This window comes from Streptomyces sp. NPDC102441 (assembly GCF_044765585.1).
Taxonomy (GTDB): Bacteria; Actinomycetota; Actinomycetes; order Streptomycetales; family Streptomycetaceae; genus Streptomyces.
In genome coordinates this window covers 228,884-248,578 of sequence record NZ_JBIWKH010000012.1, presented here as the reverse complement: position 1 = coordinate 248,578, position 19,695 = coordinate 228,884, and the positions used below count along the sequence as shown (strand labels likewise).

The 19,695-nt window shown below is 71.1% G+C and carries 21 protein-coding genes; 12 read left to right on the top strand and 9 right to left on the bottom strand.

Annotation, left to right across the window (positions count from 1 at the left end; genetic code table 11):
* Positions 1-46 precede the first annotated feature (46 nt).
* From ACIREO_RS26390 to ACIREO_RS26380, 3 genes are all read left to right on the top strand, one after another.
* The gene (locus tag ACIREO_RS26390; protein WP_404114472.1) at positions 47-1,591 is read left to right on the top strand and encodes an FAD-dependent monooxygenase; all 1,545 of its coding nucleotides are present in this window, start codon (positions 47-49) and stop codon (positions 1,589-1,591) included.
* Between the two features lie 239 nt (positions 1,592-1,830).
* On the top strand, positions 1,831-2,349 hold the full coding sequence (locus tag ACIREO_RS26385; protein WP_404114470.1) for a lytic polysaccharide monooxygenase auxiliary activity family 9 protein: 519 nt from the start codon (positions 1,831-1,833) through the stop codon (positions 2,347-2,349).
* Between the two features lie 147 nt (positions 2,350-2,496).
* Positions 2,497-3,231, top strand: coding sequence for a chitinase (locus ACIREO_RS26380; RefSeq protein ID WP_404114468.1), 735 nt, complete (start codon positions 2,497-2,499; stop codon positions 3,229-3,231).
* 7 nt (positions 3,232-3,238) lie between these two features.
* Here ACIREO_RS26380 and ACIREO_RS26375 read toward each other — a convergent pair whose 3' ends face one another.
* The 3 genes from ACIREO_RS26375 to asnB are packed head-to-tail and all read right to left on the bottom strand — an operon-like array spanning position 3,239 to position 6,251.
* Positions 3,239-4,066, bottom strand: a complete 828-nt coding sequence (locus ACIREO_RS26375) for an alpha-galactosidase (RefSeq protein ID WP_404114466.1) — start codon at positions 4,064-4,066, stop codon at positions 3,239-3,241.
* A 6-nt stretch (positions 4,067-4,072) separates the two neighbouring features.
* Positions 4,073-4,675 carry an alpha-galactosidase gene (locus ACIREO_RS26370; protein WP_404114464.1) on the bottom strand — a complete coding sequence of 201 codons (603 nt, stop codon included), beginning with the start codon at positions 4,673-4,675 and terminating at the stop codon, positions 4,073-4,075.
* A gap of 16 nt (positions 4,676-4,691) precedes the next feature.
* Complete coding sequence (gene asnB, locus ACIREO_RS26365) at positions 4,692-6,251, bottom strand: asparagine synthase (glutamine-hydrolyzing) (protein WP_404114462.1); 1,560 nt, start codon at positions 6,249-6,251, stop codon at positions 4,692-4,694.
* Between the two features lie 79 nt (positions 6,252-6,330).
* Here asnB and ACIREO_RS26360 point away from each other — a divergent pair, with 79 nt between their 5' ends.
* Entirely contained in the window at positions 6,331-7,101 is a 771-nt protein-coding gene (locus ACIREO_RS26360; protein ID WP_404114460.1) for an IclR family transcriptional regulator, read from the top strand.
* A gap of 159 nt (positions 7,102-7,260) precedes the next feature.
* Positions 7,261-7,917 carry a YceI family protein gene (locus tag ACIREO_RS26355; RefSeq protein ID WP_404114458.1) on the top strand — a complete coding sequence of 219 codons (657 nt, stop codon included), beginning with the start codon at positions 7,261-7,263 and terminating at the stop codon, positions 7,915-7,917.
* Positions 7,918-7,937: 20 nt separating this feature from the next.
* On the opposite strand, the gene ACIREO_RS26350 is transcribed toward ACIREO_RS26355, so the two are convergent.
* Positions 7,938-8,924 (bottom strand): GlxA family transcriptional regulator, encoded by a 987-nt coding sequence (locus tag ACIREO_RS26350; RefSeq protein WP_404114456.1) that lies wholly within the window; start codon positions 8,922-8,924, stop codon positions 7,938-7,940.
* A 71-nt stretch (positions 8,925-8,995) separates the two neighbouring features.
* Here ACIREO_RS26350 and ACIREO_RS26345 point away from each other — a divergent pair, with 71 nt between their 5' ends.
* Positions 8,996-10,294, top strand: coding sequence for an MFS transporter (locus ACIREO_RS26345; protein ID WP_404114454.1), 1,299 nt, complete (start codon positions 8,996-8,998; stop codon positions 10,292-10,294).
* Here ACIREO_RS26345 and ACIREO_RS26340 read toward each other — a convergent pair.
* Positions 10,271-11,590 (bottom strand): aminotransferase class I/II-fold pyridoxal phosphate-dependent enzyme, encoded by a 1,320-nt coding sequence (locus tag ACIREO_RS26340; protein WP_404114452.1) that lies wholly within the window; start codon positions 11,588-11,590, stop codon positions 10,271-10,273. The genes ACIREO_RS26345 and ACIREO_RS26340 overlap by 24 nt on opposite strands.
* A 47-nt stretch (positions 11,591-11,637) precedes the next feature.
* On the opposite strand from ACIREO_RS26340, the gene ACIREO_RS26335 reads away from it, so the two are divergent.
* Positions 11,638-13,008: an MFS transporter gene (locus tag ACIREO_RS26335; protein ID WP_404114450.1), complete on the top strand. Its 1,371-nt coding sequence runs from the start codon at positions 11,638-11,640 to the stop codon at positions 13,006-13,008.
* Here the strand turns inward: ACIREO_RS26335 and ACIREO_RS26330 are convergent.
* Both ACIREO_RS26330 and ACIREO_RS26325 read right to left on the bottom strand, forming a co-directional pair.
* Positions 12,947-13,810, bottom strand: coding sequence for an NAD(P)H-binding protein (locus ACIREO_RS26330; protein WP_404114448.1), 864 nt, complete (start codon positions 13,808-13,810; stop codon positions 12,947-12,949). The two genes, ACIREO_RS26335 and ACIREO_RS26330, sit on opposite strands and share 62 nt — an antisense overlap.
* An 8-nt stretch (positions 13,811-13,818) precedes the next feature.
* On the bottom strand, positions 13,819-14,247 hold the full coding sequence (locus ACIREO_RS26325) for a nuclear transport factor 2 family protein (protein ID WP_404114446.1): 429 nt from the start codon (positions 14,245-14,247) through the stop codon (positions 13,819-13,821).
* A 90-nt stretch (positions 14,248-14,337) separates the two neighbouring features.
* Between ACIREO_RS26325 and ACIREO_RS26320 the strand changes: the two genes are divergently transcribed.
* From ACIREO_RS26320 to ACIREO_RS26310, 3 genes are all read left to right on the top strand, one after another.
* Positions 14,338-14,928 (top strand): TetR/AcrR family transcriptional regulator, encoded by a 591-nt coding sequence (locus tag ACIREO_RS26320; protein WP_404114444.1) that lies wholly within the window; start codon positions 14,338-14,340, stop codon positions 14,926-14,928.
* Positions 14,929-15,216: 288 nt separating this feature from the next.
* On the top strand, positions 15,217-16,017 hold the full coding sequence (locus ACIREO_RS26315; RefSeq protein WP_404114443.1) for an SAM-dependent methyltransferase: 801 nt from the start codon (positions 15,217-15,219) through the stop codon (positions 16,015-16,017).
* 231 nt (positions 16,018-16,248) lie between these two features.
* Positions 16,249-16,728, top strand: coding sequence for a hypothetical protein (locus ACIREO_RS26310; protein WP_404114441.1), 480 nt, complete (start codon positions 16,249-16,251; stop codon positions 16,726-16,728).
* Between the two features lie 24 nt (positions 16,729-16,752).
* Here the strand turns inward: ACIREO_RS26310 and ACIREO_RS26305 are convergent, their stop codons facing one another.
* Positions 16,753-17,265, bottom strand: a complete 513-nt coding sequence (locus tag ACIREO_RS26305; RefSeq protein ID WP_404114439.1) for a DUF1772 domain-containing protein — start codon at positions 17,263-17,265, stop codon at positions 16,753-16,755.
* Positions 17,262-17,660, bottom strand: a complete 399-nt coding sequence (locus ACIREO_RS26300; RefSeq protein ID WP_404114437.1) for a VOC family protein — start codon at positions 17,658-17,660, stop codon at positions 17,262-17,264. Before ACIREO_RS26300 ends, ACIREO_RS26305 begins: the two co-directional genes overlap by 4 nt.
* Before the next feature lie 307 nt (positions 17,661-17,967).
* Here ACIREO_RS26300 and ACIREO_RS26295 point away from each other — a divergent pair, with 307 nt between their 5' ends.
* Both ACIREO_RS26295 and ACIREO_RS26290 read left to right on the top strand, forming a co-directional pair.
* Entirely contained in the window at positions 17,968-18,846 is an 879-nt protein-coding gene (locus tag ACIREO_RS26295; RefSeq protein WP_404114435.1) for a septum formation family protein, read from the top strand.
* A gap of 158 nt (positions 18,847-19,004) precedes the next feature.
* Complete coding sequence (locus ACIREO_RS26290) at positions 19,005-19,673, top strand: TetR/AcrR family transcriptional regulator (RefSeq protein WP_404114433.1); 669 nt, start codon at positions 19,005-19,007, stop codon at positions 19,671-19,673.
* Positions 19,674-19,695 lie beyond the last annotated feature (22 nt).

The window sequence follows — 19,695 nt, the reverse complement described above, 5'->3', positions numbered from 1 at the left end:
AGCATTGGTCACCGACCAAGAGAGTCTGTCGAGAAAGAGAAAGATCATGAACTATCAGGTTGTCGTCGCAGGTGCCGGACCCGTGGGCCTGTGGCTCGCAGGCGAACTGCGCCGCGCGGGCATCACCGTCGCCGTGATCGAGCCCCGCTCCGAACGCGACCCCCGCTCCCGCGCCCTGACCGTGCACCCCCGCACCATCGAGACCTTCGCCTCGCGCGGCGCGCACCAGCCCTTCGTGAGCGAGGGCATACCGCTCCCCGGAGGCCATTTCGGCGCCCTCGACTCCCGCCTGGACTTCCGCCGCCTGCCGAGCCCGTTCCCCCACACCCTCGCCCTGCCCCAGGAACGCACCGAGGCACTGCTGGAGGGTCAGGCCCTCGACCTGGGCGCGCACATCCTGCGCGGACACGAGGTCACCGGCCTCACCGAGCACCCCGGCCACGTCGCCGTGCACACCGCCGGACCGCACGGGCCCTCCACCCTCCAGGCGGCCTACCTGGTCGGCTGCGACGGCGCCCGCAGCACCGTGCGCCCCGCGGCCGGCATCGACTACCCCGGCACCCCCTCCACCGTGCTGGGCTGGCTCGGCGACGTGGTCCTGGACAATCCGCCCGCCCCCGGCTACAGCTACTTCGGCCCTGCGGGCGCCCTGATGGCCGCCCCCATGCCCGGCGGCATTCACCGCCTGGTCGGCATCACCCCCCGCGACCTGACCACCACCTGGCCCGGCGACCTCACCCTGGGCGAACTGCGCGACAACGTCCTCGCCATGACGGGCACCGACTTCGGCCTGCGCGACCCGGTCTGGCTCTCCCGCTACGGCAACGCCACCCGCCTCGCCGACCAGTACCGCAAGGGCCGCGTCCTCCTCGCCGGCGACGCCGCCCACCAGCACTTCCCCGCCGGCGGCGTCGGCATGAACGTCGGCATCCAGGACGCCGCCAACCTCGCCTGGAAGCTCGCCGCCACCCTCGACGGATGGGCTCCCGACGGCCTGCTGGACACCTACCACGCCGAACGCCACCCCGTCGGCGCCGACCTCACCGCCACCAGCCGCGCCCAGGTCGCCCTGATGACCGCCTTCACCCCCGAGGGCCTCGACCTGCGCGGCCTGCTCGCCCGGCTGATCACCACCCTGCCCGACCTCAACGACCACCTGGCCGCCCAGGTCAGCTCCCTCGCCGTCACCTACCCGCCCACCACCCCCGGCGACCACCCGCTGACCGGCACCCGCGCCCCCGACCTCGCCCTCGGCGACACCGGCCTGTTCGCGCTGCTGCGCGTCGACCGCCACCTCCTGCTGGACCTCACGGGCAGCGGCCGCTTCGCCGCGCACGCGCGCCGAGGACTGCACCTCCACACCGCCACCCCGTACCAGCCACCGGCCGAGTTCACCGACGTCCGCGCCGTCCTCGTCCGCCCCGACGGCCATATCGCCTGGGCGAGCGCGGAGCACGACGACACGGCCCTCACGGAGAGCCTCACCGCGGCCCTCGCCATCACACACCGGAAAGTGAGCCGCCCCGTGAGGGAAAATCGCGCGCCGGACCCGGCGGGGGCGTCCGGGACGGCGGCCGACCGGCGCCCGTAGGCGGTACCGCGGCACATGCTTGACACGGACACGTCGGCTTGTATGGTCTAGTCCAACAGAACTCACCGCTCCGCTTCCGGAGTTGAGCCCTGTCGGCATCTCTGCACGCCGGCGAGGACGGTGAGTGCGCGTGACCTTCGCGCCTCTTGGCCCCCACCCAGAGGCCGTACCCGGCGCGTGCGGTCACCCCCACATATGACCGCACACGCCCCGGGACGGCCTGATGTGAAGGAGTACGTATGCACGCCAGTAGGAAGACAGCAGCACTGATCGGTGCGGCCCTGGCCCCTGTCATCGCGATCAGCCTGCCGGCCGGTTCGGCGAGCGCACACGGCTACATCTCGGATCCGCCCAGCCGGCAGGCCCAGTGCGCCGCGGGGACGGTGTCCTGCGGGGACATCACCTACGAGCCCCAGAGCGTGGAAGGCCCCAAGGGCCTGACCAGCTGCAGCGGCGGGAACAGCCGCTTCGCGGAGCTGGACGACGACAGCAAGGGCTGGGCCGTCACCTCGGTCCCGAAGAACGCGACGTTCTCCTGGAAGCTCACCGCTCAGCACTCCACCACCACCTGGGAGTACTACGTCGGCGGTCAGCAGATCGCCCTGTTCGACGACGGCGGTGCCAAGCCGGGCGCCGTGGTGAACCACGAGATCGACTTCGGCGGCCTCACCGGGCAGCAGAAGGTGCTCGCCGTGTGGAACGTGGCCGACACCGACAACGCGTTCTACGCCTGCATCGACGTCAACGTCGGCGCCTGACAAATCGAGTGGAGTGAGGCCGGGAGAGCGGTGGACCCATCCCGGGTCTGCCGGTCTCGCCCGTCCGCGGGAGGGGCTTCTCACGACAAGCCCCTCCCGAGCTCCCACCCACCTCGCCTTCGTCCTCGTCCTGCAGGAGTCGATCCCGTGAAGTCCCGCAAGCTCGCACTACTGGCCGCCACCGGCGCGGCCGCCACCCTCTGCACCCTGATCCTCGCCCCGGCAGCACTTGCACAGAAGACGGACGGGCAGCCCACGGCCGCCGAGTTCGTGCTTTCCGAGGCCCAGTTCGAGGATATGTTCCCGAACAGGAACTCCTTCTACACCTACAGCGGTCTCACGGCCGCGCTCAGCGCCTATCCGGATTTCGCCAATGCCGGCAGTGACACGGTGAAGAAGCAGGAAGCCGCCGCCTTCCTCGCCAACGTCAGCCACGAGACCGGCGGCCTGGTGTACGTCGTCGAACAGAACACCGCCAACTACCCGCACTACTGCGACGCCACTCAGCCGTACGGCTGCCCGGCAGGCAACGACAAGTACTACGGACGCGGGCCCATCCAGCTCAGCTGGAACTTCAACTACAAGAGCGCGGGCGACGCCCTGGGCATCGATCTGCTCAACAACCCCGACCTGGTCCAGAACGACGCGTCCGTCGCCTGGAAGACGGGCCTGTGGTACTGGAACACCCAGAGCGGGCCCGGCACCATGACACCGCACGACGCGATGGTCACCAGTGCCGGCTTCGGCGAGACCATCCGTGCCATCAACGGCAGCCTGGAATGCGACGGCGGCAACCCCGGACAGGTCCAGAGCCGTATCGACACCTACGAGCAGTTCACCCAGGTTTTGGGCGTCGAGCCCGGAGACGGTCTCAGCTGCTAGCAGCCCCTCAGGCGGTTTCCGACGGCCGCCGCATGTCCGCGGTGGTATGCGGCCGGCCGGAACATGCTTCACGTCCCATCGGCGCCGACGGGACGTGAAGCGCTCGGCTTCTTCCAGGGGCCGCCCGACGGGAGCGACAGGGGGACACACGCATCAGATGGACCGCTGTGCTCGCCCGGTCCCCCGCCGGCAGCTCCAGCGGCAACCCGTGTTGCATCAGTACCGTCGCGTGGTGTGACACCCCGGCCGACACATCCCGGTAGACCGCGGCCGGGTCAAGGCCGGTGAGGTGGACGGGAAGCTCCGGCCGCCCCCGGCGAGGCGCCAGCTGCCAGGCGAGCACCAAGGCCTCCGCCCGGTCGGACGAGGCGTACTGCACGACGGTGGGCCCGTCGTCCACGGGTCGCCGCAGCCGGTACTGGACCCCGTGCTGCACCAGATGACGGACCTGCTTGTACGCGCCGACGAACCCGGCACCCTCGGCGATCTCCTCGTCGGACCAGCGGGTGAGGTCGCCGCCGACGGCCAGCACCCCGGCCGTCGCCACATGGAACCGGAAAACCAACGGCACCGAACGTGACGTGAGTTCGTTCGGTACGTCGGTGACCCACGCGGCCATGGTCGACGCCGGGTAGAACTGGCTGTAACCGTGCTGGATGGCGATGCGGTCGGCCGCGTCGGTGTTGTCGGATGTCCACACCTGATCGGTGCGGGACAGGATGCCGAGGTCCACGCGCCCGCCACCGCCGCTGCACGCCTCGACGCGCAGCCGGGGGTGGTCCGCGCGCAACCGGTCGATGACGCCGTAGAGGTTGTGCACGTACGTGCCCCACAAGCGGTGTCACCTCCGGGCCCGGACGGACCCGTCTGGCTGAACGGCCGGTTCATGTCCCACTTGAGGAAGTCGATGCCGTTGTCGGCCGCCGAGCCCGGCCCGGTCTCCGCGCCGGGCGCCGAACCAGCCGTCGTCCATGACGTACAGCTCGGCCCCCAGTGCGGCGGCTCGCGCCGCCAGGGCCATCTGACGCCCCTCGTCGATGTCGAAGCCGGTGGCTTCCCAGGAGTTGTGGAGCACGGGACGTGTCTCGTCCGGATGTGGCAGGACATGCGTACGGGTGTAGGCGTGCCAGGCACGGCTCGCGGCGCCGAAGCCGCCTCGGGTGTGGAGTCCGGCGAAACGCGGCGTGGTGTGTGTCTCCCCGGGCGCCAGGCGCAGGGTCGTCGAGTCGTGTCCCGCCCCGCCGGTGAATCCTGCCCGGCCGAACGGCAGCGTCTGGCGGCGGAGTTGGGTCTCCGCAGCCCATTGGCCGGTGACATGACTGAGCCGGTGGTCGGCGCGCGGCGGAAGGGCCCAGGCAGCCGAGTCCGCGCGCAGCAGGACGATGTCGTCGTCGCCGGTGCGGAGGCATGGGCCCGCTCGCGCGGTGCCCGACCGGGTGTCCACGCACCCCGGGCGCCCCTCACCCCGTGGCGAAGCGGGTGAGTACGGCCTCCGGACGCACGCCCGGCAACGCCTTCCGGAAGGTGCGGTAGTAGCCGAGTTCCTCCTTGCTGCGCAGCTCCGGCGCGTCCTCCCGCGCCGCTGCCGCGGTGAACTCCTCGTCCGTGATGCGGGTGTCCCACAGCGGGCTGAGCAGGCTCTCCGCGCCGCTGCCCGTGCCGAACTGCTCCTTGCGGCGCCACAGCAGGCCGGCCGGCAGCCGGCCGGTGAAGGCGCGGCGCAGATGCCCCTTCTCCATGCCGTCCTCCTCGAGCAGCTTCATGTGCGCGGGCAGGGACATGGCGTGGGCCACGACGTCGTGGTCGAGGAAGGGCACACGGGCCTCCAGACCGTGGGCCATGGTGACGCGGTCGCAGCGCTGGAGGTTGAGGCCGTGCAGCGCGCCCACGGTGCGCCTGAGCTCCGCGTCCAGGGCCTCGGGGGCGGCGTGCTGCTCATGGTAGTAGCCGTAGCCGGCGAACAGCTCGTCCGCGCCCTCGCCGGTCAGCACCACCTTGACGTGCCGCGCGGCCAGTTCGGACAGGAACCAGTTGGGGACCGCGCTGCGGATGAGGCTGGCGTCGAAGGACTCCACACACGCCACCACGTCGTCGAGAACGTTCCGCGCCGCCTCGGCGTCCAGCAGCGCTTCGCGGTGATCGGTACCCAGGTACGCGGCGGTCTCCCGTGCGGCGCGCAGGTCCGGGGAGCCCTCGGTGCCGACGGCGAACGTCTTCAGTCTGCGTCCCTGCCGGGCGTACGCCTCGGCGGCGACGGCGGCGACGACACCGGAGTCGAGGCCTCCGGAGAGGAACACGCCCACCTCGACGTCCGCCATCAGGTGCCGGCGCACGGAATCCGCGACGGACTCGAACGTGGCCTTCTCCACGACCTCCTGCGGCACACCGCTCCAGTCCGCCGTCCTGCCGTGCTCGGCGGCGGGGACGGGGACCGCCTCGGCGAAGCGCTGCAGGCCGTCCTCCGGCGACCACCGGTGTCCGGGCGGGAAGATCTCGGCGCTCGGCCGGGCCTCGGGCGCGAAGGCGCGCAGCTCCGAGGCGAAGTGCACGGTCGTGTCCGTACGAGCCCAATAGAGGGGCTTGATGCCGATGGCGTCGCGGGCGGCGACGAAACGGCCGTCGGGCGTGGCCGCGCACAGGGCCCACATGCCGCGGAGCCGGTGCAGGCCCTCGGGCCCGTCGGTGCGCAGGACGGCCAGGGCGGCGGCGGAGTCGGAGGAGGAGCCGAAGGCCGTGGCGGGCAGCTCGTCGCGCAGGGCCTGGTGGTTGTAGATCTCGCCGTTGCACACGAGCGACCAGTCGTCGTCGCCGTTCGTGCCACCGAGGGGCTGGTGTCCGCCGTCGAGGTCGACGATCGACAGCCGGCGGTGTCCGAGCCAGGTGTGGCCGCCGACCGTCCGCGTCCCACGGTCGTCCGGGCCGCGGTGGGCCAGCCGGTCGAGCATCTCGTCCGCGGCCGAGAAGGCGCGCTCGGTATGTATGTCTGCCTGGGGGCTGTGTATGGCCGTGATTCCGCACATGCCGTCGACCATAGAGCGGGCCGGTGCGAATGGAACAACGCAAGTTGCTCCATACGCACGGATGCGTCAGTGTGGTGCCATGGTGAGCGAGAACCTGAGCAGCGTGCGCAGGGCGCTGGATGTGCTCCGCGTTCTCGGGCAGGGCCCCATGGGCGTCCAGGAGGTGGCCGAGGCGGTGGGCCGGGAGAAGACACAGGTGTCCCGGACCCTCAAAGTCCTGGCGGAGGAAGGATTCGTCGAGCGGGATCCGCGCGGTCTGCGCTACCGCGTGGGCCGGCAGCTGCTGGCTCTGGCGGCGTCGGCGGGCGAGGACCGGCTGCACCGCGAGGCCCCGTCCGTGCTGCGCGAGCTGGTGCACCAGGTCGGCGAGCCCGCGTACCTCACGGTGCTGTCCGGGCACGGCGTGGTGACGGTGCTGACCGAGCGGACCTCGCGCGGGCTCCAGGCCCACGAGTGGATCGGCCGCACCAGCCCGCTGAACTGCACCGCCAGCGGCCGCGTCCTGCTGTCCGGGCTGCCCGACGAGCAGGCCGGGGCACTGCTGGTCACCGCGGACGACGCTCGCCTGCCAGGAACGGACGCCGCGCCCCGGGACGTGCCGGCCGTACTGGAACGCCTGCGCACGGAGCGTGCGCGTGGTTACGCGGTGGCCGTCGAGGAGATGGAACCGGGGCTGATCGCGGTCGCCGCTCCCGTGCGCGACCACCGAGGCGATGTCGTCGCCGCGCTCAACGTCTCCGCGCCCGTGTTCCGGTTGCCGCCGGATGCGGTGCCGAAGGTGGTGGAGGCCGTCGTCACCGCCTCGCACCGGCTGTCGGCCCGCCTCGACGGAACCGGGCCCGCGACCTGACGAGCAGCCGGTCGGTACCGGCTCCGTACTCTCCGCCACCGCCACGGCCTGCGCCACCGCTTCGCCGCGGCGTCACCCTGTGAAGGTCTGACCACGAATGTTCGGGTTCCTTGATCGTCTCTTGCGGGCGCGACTTACCTCAGAGTAACTAGCTGTTTCATGAACCTCTTCAGCCGCAGCTCCCTGCTCCGCCGTCCGGAGCCCCGCACGGAGGAGCCCGCCTCCGCCCCGGCGGCCGCAGGTACCGCGGTTCTGCCCGATCCCCGTCTGGCTGCCCTCAGCGGAGAGTGGATGATCGATCCCGCGCACAGCAGGATCGGCTTCTCCGTGCGGCACGCCATGGTGACGACGGTGCGCGGCGCGTTCCTGGAGTACGAGAGCCGCCTCTACTTCGACGGGCGCAACCCGGCCCGCTCCCGGGCCGAGATCTCGCTGGCCACCGCGAGTGTCGACACCGGTGTCGAGCAGCGCGACGCGCACCTCGTGGGGCGCGATTTCCTGAACGCCGGACAGCACCCGCGCATCAGCTTCGTGAGCACCGCCGTGCAGCTCATCGGCAAGGACGTCTACCGCATGACCGGCGACCTCGGCATCCGGGGCGTCACCCACCCCGTGGTCCTGGACCTCACGTACATCGGTTACGTCACCGACCCGTTCGGCTACGAGCGCGTCGGGTTCGACGGGACCACCACCATCAACCGTTCCGACTGGGGCCTGACCTACAACGCCCGTCTGGCCGAGGGCGGCGCCATGGTGAGCGAGAGGCTCCGCCTGCAGTTCGACATCGCCGCCATCCGCACCCCTTCAGGGAGCTGACCACCCGTCAGGCGACCGGGTCAACCGGCCGCACCCCTGAACGTGCACCGGTAGGCGCGCGGCGACACCCCCAGCGCGGCGTGGAAGTGCTGTCGCAGCGCGGTGCCCGTCCCGAAGCCGGCGTCGGCGGCGATCCGGTCCACCGGCAGGTCGGTCCGCTCCAGCAACCGCCTTGCTCTGTCGACGCGTTGCTGGATGATCCACTGCATGGGAGTGAGCCCGGCCTCCTGCCGGAAGCGCCGGTTGAACGTACGCACGCTCATCGACGCCCGGTCGGCCAACTCATCAAGCTTCAGGGGGCGTTCCAGGTTGCGCAGCGCGTACTCCCGGGCCGGGCCCGTCGAGCACTGCTCGGGCGGGGTGACCGGGCGGTCGATGTACTGCGCCTGGCCGCCCTCCCGGTGCGGTGGTACGACGGTCCCCCGGGCGACGCGGTTGGCGACCTCCGCACCGTGGTCGGTGCGGATCATGTGGAGACAGAGGTCGATGCCCGAGGCCACACCGGCCGAGGTGAGTACTCCGCGATCATCCGTGTACAGGACATCGGCGTCCACCTCGATCTCCGGGTAGAGCGCCCGGAACTCGTCGCACGACTTCCAGTGCGTCGTGGCCCGCCGCCCCGTCAGCAGCCCGGCCGCCGCCAGGACGAACGAGCCGGTGCAGATCGATGCCACCCGCGCCCGCCGGGGGACACGGGCCAGCGCCTGCTCCACTTCGGTGCTGATCCGGCCGCGTTCCTGCGGCTCGTAGTCCTCCTGGGCGGCCGGCACGACGACGGTGTCCGCGCTCTCCAGCGCCTCGGGGCCGTTGGCCACGTTGACGGTGAAGTCGGTGTCCGTCGGCACGACCCCCGGCCACGGCGTGCAGGTGACGACGTCGTACAGGGGTTCACCGGACGATGAGACCGCCTGCCCGAACAGCCGGTGCACGATCCCGAGCTCCATCGGCAGCAGACCCGGCCGCACCAGCACCACCACCTGGTGCTTCTCCCTGATCATGACTGACATGGCCAGATTCTTGCACAAGTCGTCCATCTCGCCAGTGGCTGGTCCCCCGGAACACGATGACGATCGAACGCATGGATGCAGTCAGGACACTCTCGCGCCGCAGCCGCCTCGGGCACCGTGCCTGGTGGGTGGCGTCCGCCGCGCTGCTCGCCATCGTCGTGGCCGGCGCCTTCTCGACGCTGCCGGGCCTGCTCACCGGGCCGCTGCACCAGGAGTTCGGCTGGTCCCGTGGATCGATCGGCCTGGCGGCCTCGGTGAACATGGTCCTCTACGGCCTCACCGCCCCCTTCGCCGCCGCGTTCATGGACCGCTTCGGCATCCGCCGCGTCGTGGTCGTCGCACTCCTGGTCATCGCGGCGGGAGCCGGGCTCACCACCGTCATGACCACGGCCTGGCAGTTCACCCTGTTCTGGGGCCTGCTCGTCGGTCTGGGTACGGGCTCGATGTCCACGGCCTTCGGCGCGACCGTCACCCAGCGCTGGTTCGTACGGCGGCGCGGCCTGGTCACCGGTGTGCTCGCCTCCGGGAGCGTCTTCGGGCAGATGGTCTTCCTTCCCGCCCTGTCCTGGACCGTGGGCCACCACGGCTGGCGCCCGTCCCTCGTCACCCTCGTGCTCGCCGCGTGCGCCACGGCGCCGCTGATGTGGCTCGTGCTGCGGGACCACCCCGCCGACATCGGCCGCGAGCCCTACGGCGCCGAGCGTCATGTGCCGAGGCCGGTGCCCTCCGAAGGTGCGGGCCGCAGGGCGGTCGCCGTCCTGCGCGACGCGGTGCGCACCGGCCCTTTCCGCCTGCTGGCCGGTGCGTTCGCCGTCTGCGGGGCGTCCACCAACGGCATCATGTGGACCCACTTCACGCCGGCCGCCCACGACCACGGCATGCCCGCCACCACGGCGTCCTCGCTCCTCGCGGCGATCGGGGTCTTCAACGTGATCGGCACCGTCGCGTCCGGCTGGGCCACGGACCGCCGCGACCCCCGGCGGCTGCTCGCGGTCTTCTTCGCCCTGCGCGGGCTGCTCCTGATGTGCCTGCCCCTGCTGATGAGTGCCACGGTGCAGCCGTCGATGCTGGTCTTCGTCGTCGCCTTCGGCCTGCTCGACCTCGCGACCGTCCCGCCGGTCGTCGCGCTGTGCCGTGAGTACTACGGGGACTCCGGCGCCGTGGTCTTCGGCTGGGTGGGCGCGGCCCACCAGGCCGGCGCCGCGGTGGCCGCGTACGGAGGGGGCGCCGCCCGCGACGCGATCGGTTCGTACGGTCCCGTCTGGGTGGCTCTCGGTGCCCTCTGCGCCGGGGCGGCACTGCTGTCGTTGCTCGTACGGCGCGACGCCCCGGCCGGCCGGCCGTGCCTATCCGCCGTAGACCGCCTGTGAGTCACCGAGCGCGTCCGCGAAGTCCTCTGCGAGACGCACGGCCTCGGCCGGGGTGAGGGTCGCCGTGGTGACGCGCACCCCGGGCGGGGACGCGATGCGGAAGCGAGCCCCTGCCGCGGTCCACCAGCCGCGGGTGCGCAGGGCGTTGACGACGGCGGACTCGTCGCTGACGGGCACCCACACGTTGAGACCGCTCACCCCGTGGGACGCGATACCGTGCTCCGCCAGTGCCGCGCCCAGGGCCTCGCGGCGGGCGGTGTACGTGCGGGCCGCTCCCGCCACCAGCCGGGTCACCGCCGGGTCGGCCAGCAGGTCCGCGACGGTCACCTGGAGGATATGGCTGACCCATCCGGAGGTGAGCAACATCCGCCCGTCGTGACGGGCGAGGGTGGCGGGGTCGCAGGCGAGGGCGGCCCAGCGCAGGTCGATCCCGAGGTGTTTGGACACCGTACGCACATGCGCCCAGCGGGGCAGCCCGCCGGATGCGAGGGTCACCGCGTCGGCGCCGGCGATGTCCGCGTTGTGGTCGTCCTCCACGGCCAGTACGTCGGGGAAGTTGCGCAGCACCGCCAGGAGTTCGTCCCGGCGGCCGGGGGTGAAGCGCGCGCCGGACGGGCTCTGCCCGCGAGGGCTGCACACCAGGGCACGGGCGCCCGCGCGGAGCGCGGTGCGCAGTGCCTCCGGGCGGATGCCCTCGTCGTCGACGGCCACCGGCAGCATACGCAGGCCCAAGGCCGGTACGAGGTCGAGGAGATGGTGGAAGCCGGGGTCCTCCACGGCCACGGCGTCACCGGGTCTGAGCTCCGTGGAGAGCAGCCTGGCGATGCAGTCCAGAGCGCCGTGGGCGAAGGTCACCGAGCCGGTGGGCACGTCGTCGCGGGCGAACCAGGCGCGGACGGCGTCCTCGAGTACCGCGAAGCGTGGCGCGGCGCGGTGCGATCCGGGTACGGGCTCCACGCGCGCGGGCGGGACCAGCACCGGGAGGCAGGCGGGATCGGGGTGCCCGCCGGCCAGGTCGCGCAGCCCCCCGGGCACTTTGGGAGGGCGGCGCGAGGTGACGACGGGGGCGGACGCCACCACCGTGCCGCCGCGCCCCAGCGTCACCACCACCCCGCGCCCGCGCAGCTCCTTGTAGGCCGCCGCGACCGTCCCGGCACTCACACCCAGCGCCTCGGCGAGCCGCCGCACGGGAGGCAGCGAGGCGCCCGGCCGCAGCGTGCCGTCGGCCACACGGCTTTCGACGGACGCCGAAATCTCTCTGGCCGTACCGCCCACGATCCCATATTGTTCTGCCACAGAGCACAGTTTGTACTGATACAAAAAATGTGTCAAGGGGGATCTCGATGGAACCGACGGCGAGCCGTGTGCCGTTCACCCGGCGCCTTTCCGTCCCGGGCGGCCGCGACGGACGGCGCATGCTGGTGATCGCGGTCATCGACAAGGTGGGCACCGGCCTGTGGACCGGAGCGGCCACGCTCTACTTCATCTACGTCGCCCACCTGTCGGTAGCTCAGATCGGGGTGCTGATGGGACTGTCCGGCATCCTCGGCATAGCCGGGCCCCCGCTCGCGGGGCGGCTGGCCGACCGCTTCCCCGTGACCCGCATCCTGCTCGTCGTCCAACTGGCCAGAGGCGCCGCACTCCTGGCCCTGCTGACGACGAACGACTATGCGCTGCTGGTGCTGTTCTCGGCACTGGGCGCCCTGCCGGACCGTGCGTCGAGTGTGCTGACCAAGCTGTTCGCCGCGCGGGTCGCCGGCCCCCATCGCGTCCGCTACCAGGCACTCCAGCGCACCGCCGCGAACATCGGGTGGGCCGTCGGCGCGGCCGGCGCCGCCGGTGCGCTCACCGTGGGCACCACCGCCTCCTACCAGGCCCTTCTGCTCGCCGACGTCGCCTCCTACGTGGTCATCGGCGCCCTGACCCTCCGATGCGCGGAACCGTCGGCCCCCAGCCGCGTCGTCGCGGAGCGGGCCTCCCCCGGCGACGCGAAGGGCGCTCCGGGCACCCGGTCCGGGGCGCCCGTCACCCGGGCGGGGGCTGCGACACCCTGGCGGGACCGCCGCTACCTCGCGTTCACCGGGTCGGAGATCTGGCTGTTCCTGGACGACAGCATCCTCCAGGTGGGTTTCCCCCTGTGGATCGTCCACGCCACCGACGCCCCGGTCGGACTGGCACCGCTGGTCCTCGTGGTGAACAGCGTGCTGGTCATCGCACTCCAGGTCCCGCTGTCCCGCTTCGGGGAGACGAGGGCGGCGGCCCGACGGCTGCTGGTCCCCGTCGCCGCCGCCGGCCTGACGGGAGGGGTACTGCTCGCCGCCTCGGCCGGTGGCGGCCCATGGTTCGCCACCGCCGCCGTCCTCCTGGCCGCCACCGCGTTCACGGTCGCCGAGATCCTCCACTCACTCTCGTCCTGGGAGCTCTCCGTCGCCCTCGCGCCCGGCGAGGCGCAGGGCGCCTACCTCGGTGTGCACGGTCTGGCCCAGTCCGCGCAGCGCAGCCTCGGCCCCGTCGTCGTCGGGGCCGCCGTCAGCGCGGGCCCGTTGGCCTGGCCCGTGCTCGGCGCCTCTCTCGCGGTGGCATGCCTGGCGCAGCACCGGCTCGTCAGGCCGCGCCCGGCGCCGGCGAGCGCCGGCGCACCGAAGATCCGCCCTACTGGGGGCCCAGGCCGAACCCCTGCCGCATCGCCGCCTCCACATGCGCACGGAAACTGATCGCGGGCCGGCCTGTCATGCGCTCGACGGTATCGGTGACACGGTCCTCGGCACCCTCCGCGATCGCCTGGTCCAAGCCTGCGAGCATGGCCGCGAACTCCGCCGGGATGCCATCGGCGGCCAGACGGTCACGCATCTGCTCGTACGTGACCTGCCGGTGCGTGACAGGCCACCCGGTGACCTCCCCCACAAGGGCGACAGCCTCGCCGTAACTCAGCGTCTCGGGTCCGGTGATCACCACATCCGCGCCGGGCGCCTCCGCGTCGGTGAGCGCCCGTACGGCGACTGCCGCGATGTCCTCGGCGTCGACGAAGCCGACGCGCCCGTCGCCGGTCGCACTCGCCACCACGCCGTTCGCCCGCAGGCTCTCGGCGTGCAGATGCCGACCGGTGAAGTTCTGCATGAACCAGGAGGGCCGCAGGACTGCCCACTCCTCGAACAGCCCGCCGGCCAGGAGCTCATGGACCCGCCCCACTCCCGGCCCCCCGGCGGGGAGGGCCGACGAGCTGAGGAGCACCGCGCGCCGCACCCCGGCGGCGCGAGCCTGCTCCAGGAACGGCCGCATGACAGCGGCCGGCTCGGGATCGCCGATCGGCGGTACGAGATAGACGCGGTCGACGCCACACAGAGCGGGGGCGTGGGTATCGGCGTCGTACCAGTCGAACCGTGCGGCCCGCGCGCCGGCCGACGGTGCCGCCCCGCGGGAGGCCGGAACGACGGAGTGCCCCCGCGCGACGAGCCTGCGGGCAACTCGGCTTCCCGTGGTGCCCGTTGCCCCGATGACCAGCGTGCGGTCGGACATGTCACTCCTCATACGGCATCGAAGAATCTGGCATCAGCGGGGGAACCAGGGATCGCGAGCGGGTTCCAGTAGTCGCGGTACCCGGCGATCCTGCCGTCCTTGACGGTGACCACCGCGACGTAGGGCATCTCGTACGGAGCTCCGGTGGCGACGATGCGGCCCACTCCGCGCCATTCGGCGATGACGGTGCCCCCGTCCCGCAGCTCGTGGATCTTCAGCCCCACGACCTCGCGCAGGTCGATGGAATCGGGATAGCCCCGCATGTAGGCGGCGACGGCTTCCTTGCCCTCCAGTTTCGACGGGAAGCCTGCAGGTGCGTACGGGAACTCGAACAGCGCGGCGTCGTCGACCAGAGCGATCCAGGCATCGATGTCCTTGTCCAGCAGAAGCCGCAGGCTGTGGCGGTACAGGTCCGCCGGGCTCATGGCGTCACTCATCCGAAATCAGAACCCCTAAGATATGGACTGCGAGTCCGTTTACCTTCGAAACAATACGGACCAGTAGTCCGTTTAGCAACTGGAGAGGTCATGCCCGAGCGCAAGGAGCGCGCCGACGCCGTCCGCAACCGCGAGGCCGTGCTGGCCGCAGCCGACGTTCTCTTCGCCCGCAGCGACAGCCCGCGCGGCGTGTCCATGGACGAGATCGCGGCAGCCGCCGGAGTAGGCAAAGGCACCCTCTTCCGCCGCTTCGGCGACCGGACCGGCCTGATCCAGGCCTTGTACGAGGCCCGCATCCAGCCGGTGTTCGAGGCAGTGCAGTCAGGCCCGGCCCCTCTCGGCCCCTCGACGCCACCCCGCGAACGCGTCCCGGCCCTGCTGGACGCGGTGCTCCGCTTCAAGTTGGACAACCGCCACCTGGCCCTGGCTCTGGAGGACGCGGGCAGTGGCAGCCCTTACGGAGCGGGGCACTACGCGTGGTGGCACCGCACGCTCAAGGAGGCGCTGGAGCAGATCGGGCCCACCCCCGCCGCCGACTTCACCGCACACGCCCTCCTGGCCGCGACGCGTGCGGACCTGGTAGAACACCTGGCGGGCGAAGGGCATGTGACGCCTGATCAGGTGAGACAGGATCTGGCCTGCTACGTCGCGCAGGTGCTGGGCGACCACGGGAACGGCTGATTGAACTCGTCCGCTGTCCGCGAGCCCTGGGGCGTAAGTTGTGCGATGAACGGCTCACGCCCCGGCGCCCCGCCCCATCGGCGAGCACGGCGGCCTCGCCCGCAAGCCGTGACGGCCGAAGGGACCCAGGGCTGGTGACGGCACCGGGCGAGTTCAACCGTCCGCCGGCACCGCCGGATCCGGCAGGGACAGCGTCTCGGCCAGTGGCAGACCGTCAGGGGTCACGGGAGAGGTACCGTGACCGAACACGAGCTCGACCTGGCCTCTCGCCACACGAGGTGACGAACGTTGAACGAATACCCGCTGCCCACGCCCCACCCCACCGCCGCCCATCCGGCCCGCGTGTACAACGCATGGCTGGGCGGCAAGGACCACTATCCGGTGGACCAGGAGGCGGCCGAACTCGCCGCCGGGGCGAACCCGACCATCGTGCCCTCGGTCCGGGCCAACCGGGCCTTCCTCGGCCGCGCCGTACGTCACCTCGCGGCGGCCGGGATCCGCCAGTTCCTCGACGTCGGGACGGGCATCCCCGCTGCGGCGAACACCCATGAGGTGGCCCAGGACGCCGCTCCGGAATCGCGTGTCGTGTACGTCGACAACGACCCGATCGTCCTGACCCACGCCCGGGCGCTGCTGGTGAGCGGCACCGAGGGGCAGACGGACTATGTGCAGGCCGACGCGCGGGACGTTGAGGCGATCCTCGACGCGGCCTCGCGCACCCTGGATCTGGACCGGCCGGTCGGCCTGATGCTGGTGGCGATCCTGCAGTACATCAAGGACTCCGAGGACCCGTGGGACATCACCCGCCGTCTGCTGGACCGCCTCGCCCCCGGCAGTTACCTCGTCCTGTCCCACCCGGCCGCCGACGTCACGGCCCCCGAGGTCGCCGAATCCATGCGGATCTACAACGAGCGCGCCGCCAGCCACGCCTCCGCCACCCCGCGCACCGAGAAGGAGGTGGAGCGGTTCTTCGAGGGCCTGGAGATTCTGGAACCGGGCGTCGTCACCCTGACCCGCTGGCGTCCCGCGCCGTCCGACACACCGGACGACACCCTTCCCATGTGGTGCGGGGTCGCCCGTAAGGCATAACCGCCGTTCTCCCGCCCCGGCCTGTCTCCGGTGCCGGTCACCGGCGGCCCGGCGGAGGGCCGGCCGTCAGGGCGGTGCGCCATGACCGGCGGTGAGGGATATCCCTCAGGGTCCCCCTGGGGGATCCCCCCATAGAAGTCGGGGCCCGGCTGCATCGCTGGGGGGACGTGCCGCACCCAGGTTGTGGGGTGGAATCGGAGCACCGTCCCCGCATCCCTCCGGAGGAACCCCGTGACCGCCCGAGCGCACCTGCCGAAGAAGCTCACCGCCCATCCGCTGGTCGCGGCGTTCGTGCGCTTCGTCGTCTGCGGGGGCGGTGTCGGACTGGCGGCCAGTGGTGCGCTGGTGCTGCTGGACGAGCGGATACCGCTGGTCCTCGCCAACGCGGTGGTCACCGTTGTCTCCACGGTGATCGCGACGGAGCTGCACAGCCGGATCTCCTTCCGGAGCGACCGCAGGGGATGGCGGGTCCACCTGCAGTCCGGGCTGACGGTGGTGGTGAGTTACGCGTTCACCACGGGCGCCCTGCTCTTCCTGCACGCTGTGCAGTCCGCGCCCTCCGCTCTCGTCGAGCAGAGCGTGTATCTGTCGGCGTCCGCGGCGGCCGGGGTCGGGCGGTTCGCGCTGCTGCGGGTGGTCGTCTTCACGCCGGCTCCGGCGTTGTCGGGGACTCCCGCCCTGACCCGGCCGGCCGTCGTGATCGCGGCCTGACCCCCCGGGCTCCGGACGGTCCCCCTACGAGCTCAACTCCCGTACCGCCGTGCCGTGGACGTACAGAGCCCACAGCAGCGCGCCGAGGGACGCGGTATGGAGGACGGCGCGGACGGTGTTCCATGTGACCCAGCGGTCCTCGAACGCGGCGCGCGCCTCCCGGAGGCGGTCGGGGGCCGAGTCGAGCGCCACCTTGTCGAGAATGTCGTTGAGCGGGACGTTCTGTGTTCCGGTGACAAGGAACGCCGCTCCGTAGAGCACCAGCGCCGCGACGATCCATGGCAGGGCTCCCCCGCTGTGCCCCTTCCCGGCGAGAACGGTCGCGAGCACCAGGAGCGGAAGCGGCAGCAGGAAGGGTGTGAGGAACCAGCCGTTGATGATGGCCCGGTTGATGTTCTGCATGCTCTGGACGAACGCCCGGTCGTCGCCACGGGACAGGCCCGGCATCACGGCGTACGAGAAGGCGCAGAACAGCCCGGCCATCAGGGCGGCTCCGACGGCCGAGGCGAGGAGTGCCGCGGTCTGCAGTGTTCTCATGTGTGCTCCGAATCCGGCGCTGCGGCCCATTCGACGAACTGGATGACAACCCCGTTGGGGTCGGTGATCTGGAACAGCCGCTCGCCCCACGGCTCTTCACGCAGCGGCATCGTGATCTCGACGCCTTCGGCGCACAGCCTCTTCTCCTCGCCCTCCAGACCGGTGAGGGTGAAGGCGAGGATCAGCCCGGAGGCGTGCTGGTCGCGCTGGGTGGCCGGCAGGACGTCGATGCCACGGCGCAGGAGAACGATGTCGACCGCGTTGTCCTCGCGGGCGAGGGAGGCGAAGTCCTCGGTGGAGACGGTCTCCTTGTACCCGAGGTGGTCGGTGAAGAAGGTTTTGGACGCGACGACGTCATCGACGGTGAGCGAGACGGTGGACGTGGTGATCTGCATGTGTACTCCTGATGCCGAAGTCGTGAGGATAGACGCGGAGTTGGCGGCGCGTCAGCAGAGGGGGCGGCTGCGGAATGTTGCTTCGCCCGGGCCGACCGCAAATAATTTTACAATGAACGTAACTTTAGGCCGAGCGCACCTGGCACGTCAACATAAAAGTGCGACGGGTGTAATTTTCCTTCGCGAGCATCCGGCGGCGCGAGGTCGGGGGCCCGCACGGGGCGCCACCTGCACACGGAGCCGTCACATACATGCCATACGATGCGCACACCTGTTCACAGCTCTTCCGCTTGAGGATGCCCACGTCATGTTTTTCGGTGTCACGTCCCGTTCAGCGCGCGGCATATCCGCCGCCGTCACCCTTCTCGCGATCGGTGCGGTGGGCTGCTCCGACGCCATCGAAAGCGCCAAGGCCGGCGCCAAGAAGGCGGTTCGCCAGCGGTCCGTCTTCTCGCTCGCCCCGGGCGACTGCTACAACCCGAACAGCGGGGCGACCGCGAGCGAAGAATTCAGCGTCGAGATCGTCCCGTGCGGGGAAGCGCACAAGGGCCAGGTCGTCGGCGAGTTCGCCATCGAGGGCGAGTCGGCGTACCCCGGTGACGACGGAGCCTCGAAGATCGCCGACGAGCGGTGCCCGGCGGAGTCACAGAAGTTCACCTCCGACACCTGGGCGGTCCCCAAGGGTGTCGACCTCTTCTACTACTACCCCACCAACGAGAGCTGGAAGACCGGCGACCGGGCAGTGAGCTGCACCTACGCCAAGGAGTCGGGGACGTACACCGGCTCGCTCAAGGACAAGTCCCTCGACGCGGACCAACTCGCGTATCTGAAGGGCGCCAACGCCGTCTATCAGGCGCTGTGGAGCAATCAGCCCGAGGCGGACCAGATCGAGGACGACTTCACCGGATACAAGAAGCAGGCGAAGGCCGTCTCCGCGGCGCTGAACACTCACGTGAGCAACCTGAAGAGCGTGGAGCAGCCGGAGACCGGCAAGCTCCGCGCGCAGTTGGAGGAGGCGGCCGACGCATGGAAGGAGGCCGCCGCGGCAGGAAGCACCGACGACTTCTACATCGCCTACGACCTGGCCTTCACGGGCATCGACCCGACCAAGTCGGTCGCCGCCCGCAAGGAGTTGAAGCTCGCCACCACGGTCCCGGCCGACGACGCCGAGGTCTGGGCCGGCTGACCCGGCCCCTGCGCCGCCGTCCCGCCGACTCCGGCCCGGCGGGGCGGGGCGGGGCGGGGCGGGGCGGGGCGGGGCCGCCATCTCCGGCGTGGGCGTACTTCTACACCGGAGGCATCACGCCCCTCGGGGTAAAGATGCGACGGGGATAAACTTCACCCATGAGCATCCAGACGGGCAACGGGACGACGGGCCTCCGCGAGTCGAAGAAGCGCGAGACGCGGCAGTCGATCTCCGACCACGCGACCAGGCTCTTCGTCGAGCAGGGCTTCGAGCGGACGACGATCGCCGAGATCGCGACCGCCGCCCGGGTCGCCAAGAAGACGGTGACCAACTACTTCGCGCGCAAGGAAGATCTGGCGCTGGATCACCAGGACGAGTTCACCGCGAGCCTCGCGCATACGGTCACCGGCCGCGCCGCCGGTGAATCGGCCCTCTCCGCGCTCCGCCGGGCCTTCCTGTCCTCCGTCGCGGCGCAGGACCCGGTCGCGGGCTTCGCCGGACTGCAGTTCTCCCGGATGATCGCCGACAGCCCGACGCTCTCGACGTGTCTGCGCGGCCTGCACGACCGGCGCGAGGACGCTCTGGCGAAGGTGCTCGCCGAGGCGACCGGCACGCCGGCCTACGACATCACCCCGTGCACGGCGGCCGCGCTGCTCGGCGGGGTGCACCGCGTCCTGTTCCGGCGCATCCAGGAGCTGACGCTCGCGGGCACAGGCAACCCCCAGATCGCCGCGATCATCACGGATGAGGCCACCGTGGCCTTCGACCTGCTGGAACCGGCCCTCGCGGGCTACGCGACAGCCGGCCACCCTCACGCCGAGGCCTGAACGGTGAGTGCTGCGACGCCTG

Bases quoted from the DNA above. Each gene is read 5' to 3' on its own strand.
- ACIREO_RS26390 (WP_404114472.1), top strand. From the start codon at position 47: ATGAACTATCAGGTTGTCGTCGCAGGTGCCGGACCCGTGGGCCTGTGG.
- ACIREO_RS26385 (WP_404114470.1), top strand. From the start codon at position 1,831: ATGCACGCCAGTAGGAAGACAGCAGCACTGATCGGTGCGGCCCTGGCC.
- asnB (WP_404114462.1), bottom strand. From the start codon at position 6,251: ATGTGCGGAATCACGGCCATACACAGCCCCCAGGCAGACATACATACC.
- ACIREO_RS26360 (WP_404114460.1), top strand. From the start codon at position 6,331: ATGGTGAGCGAGAACCTGAGCAGCGTGCGCAGGGCGCTGGATGTGCTC.
- ACIREO_RS26355 (WP_404114458.1), top strand. From the start codon at position 7,261: ATGAACCTCTTCAGCCGCAGCTCCCTGCTCCGCCGTCCGGAGCCCCGC.
- ACIREO_RS26350 (WP_404114456.1), bottom strand. From the start codon at position 8,924: ATGTCAGTCATGATCAGGGAGAAGCACCAGGTGGTGGTGCTGGTGCGG.
- ACIREO_RS26345 (WP_404114454.1), top strand. From the start codon at position 8,996: ATGGATGCAGTCAGGACACTCTCGCGCCGCAGCCGCCTCGGGCACCGT.
- ACIREO_RS26335 (WP_404114450.1), top strand. From the start codon at position 11,638: ATGGAACCGACGGCGAGCCGTGTGCCGTTCACCCGGCGCCTTTCCGTC.
- ACIREO_RS26330 (WP_404114448.1), bottom strand. From the start codon at position 13,810: ATGTCCGACCGCACGCTGGTCATCGGGGCAACGGGCACCACGGGAAGC.
- ACIREO_RS26325 (WP_404114446.1), bottom strand. From the start codon at position 14,247: ATGAGTGACGCCATGAGCCCGGCGGACCTGTACCGCCACAGCCTGCGG.
- ACIREO_RS26320 (WP_404114444.1), top strand. From the start codon at position 14,338: ATGCCCGAGCGCAAGGAGCGCGCCGACGCCGTCCGCAACCGCGAGGCC.
- ACIREO_RS26305 (WP_404114439.1), bottom strand. From the start codon at position 17,265: ATGAGAACACTGCAGACCGCGGCACTCCTCGCCTCGGCCGTCGGAGCC.
- ACIREO_RS26300 (WP_404114437.1), bottom strand. From the start codon at position 17,660: ATGCAGATCACCACGTCCACCGTCTCGCTCACCGTCGATGACGTCGTC.
- ACIREO_RS26295 (WP_404114435.1), top strand. From the start codon at position 17,968: ATGTTTTTCGGTGTCACGTCCCGTTCAGCGCGCGGCATATCCGCCGCC.
- ACIREO_RS26290 (WP_404114433.1), top strand. From the start codon at position 19,005: ATGAGCATCCAGACGGGCAACGGGACGACGGGCCTCCGCGAGTCGAAG.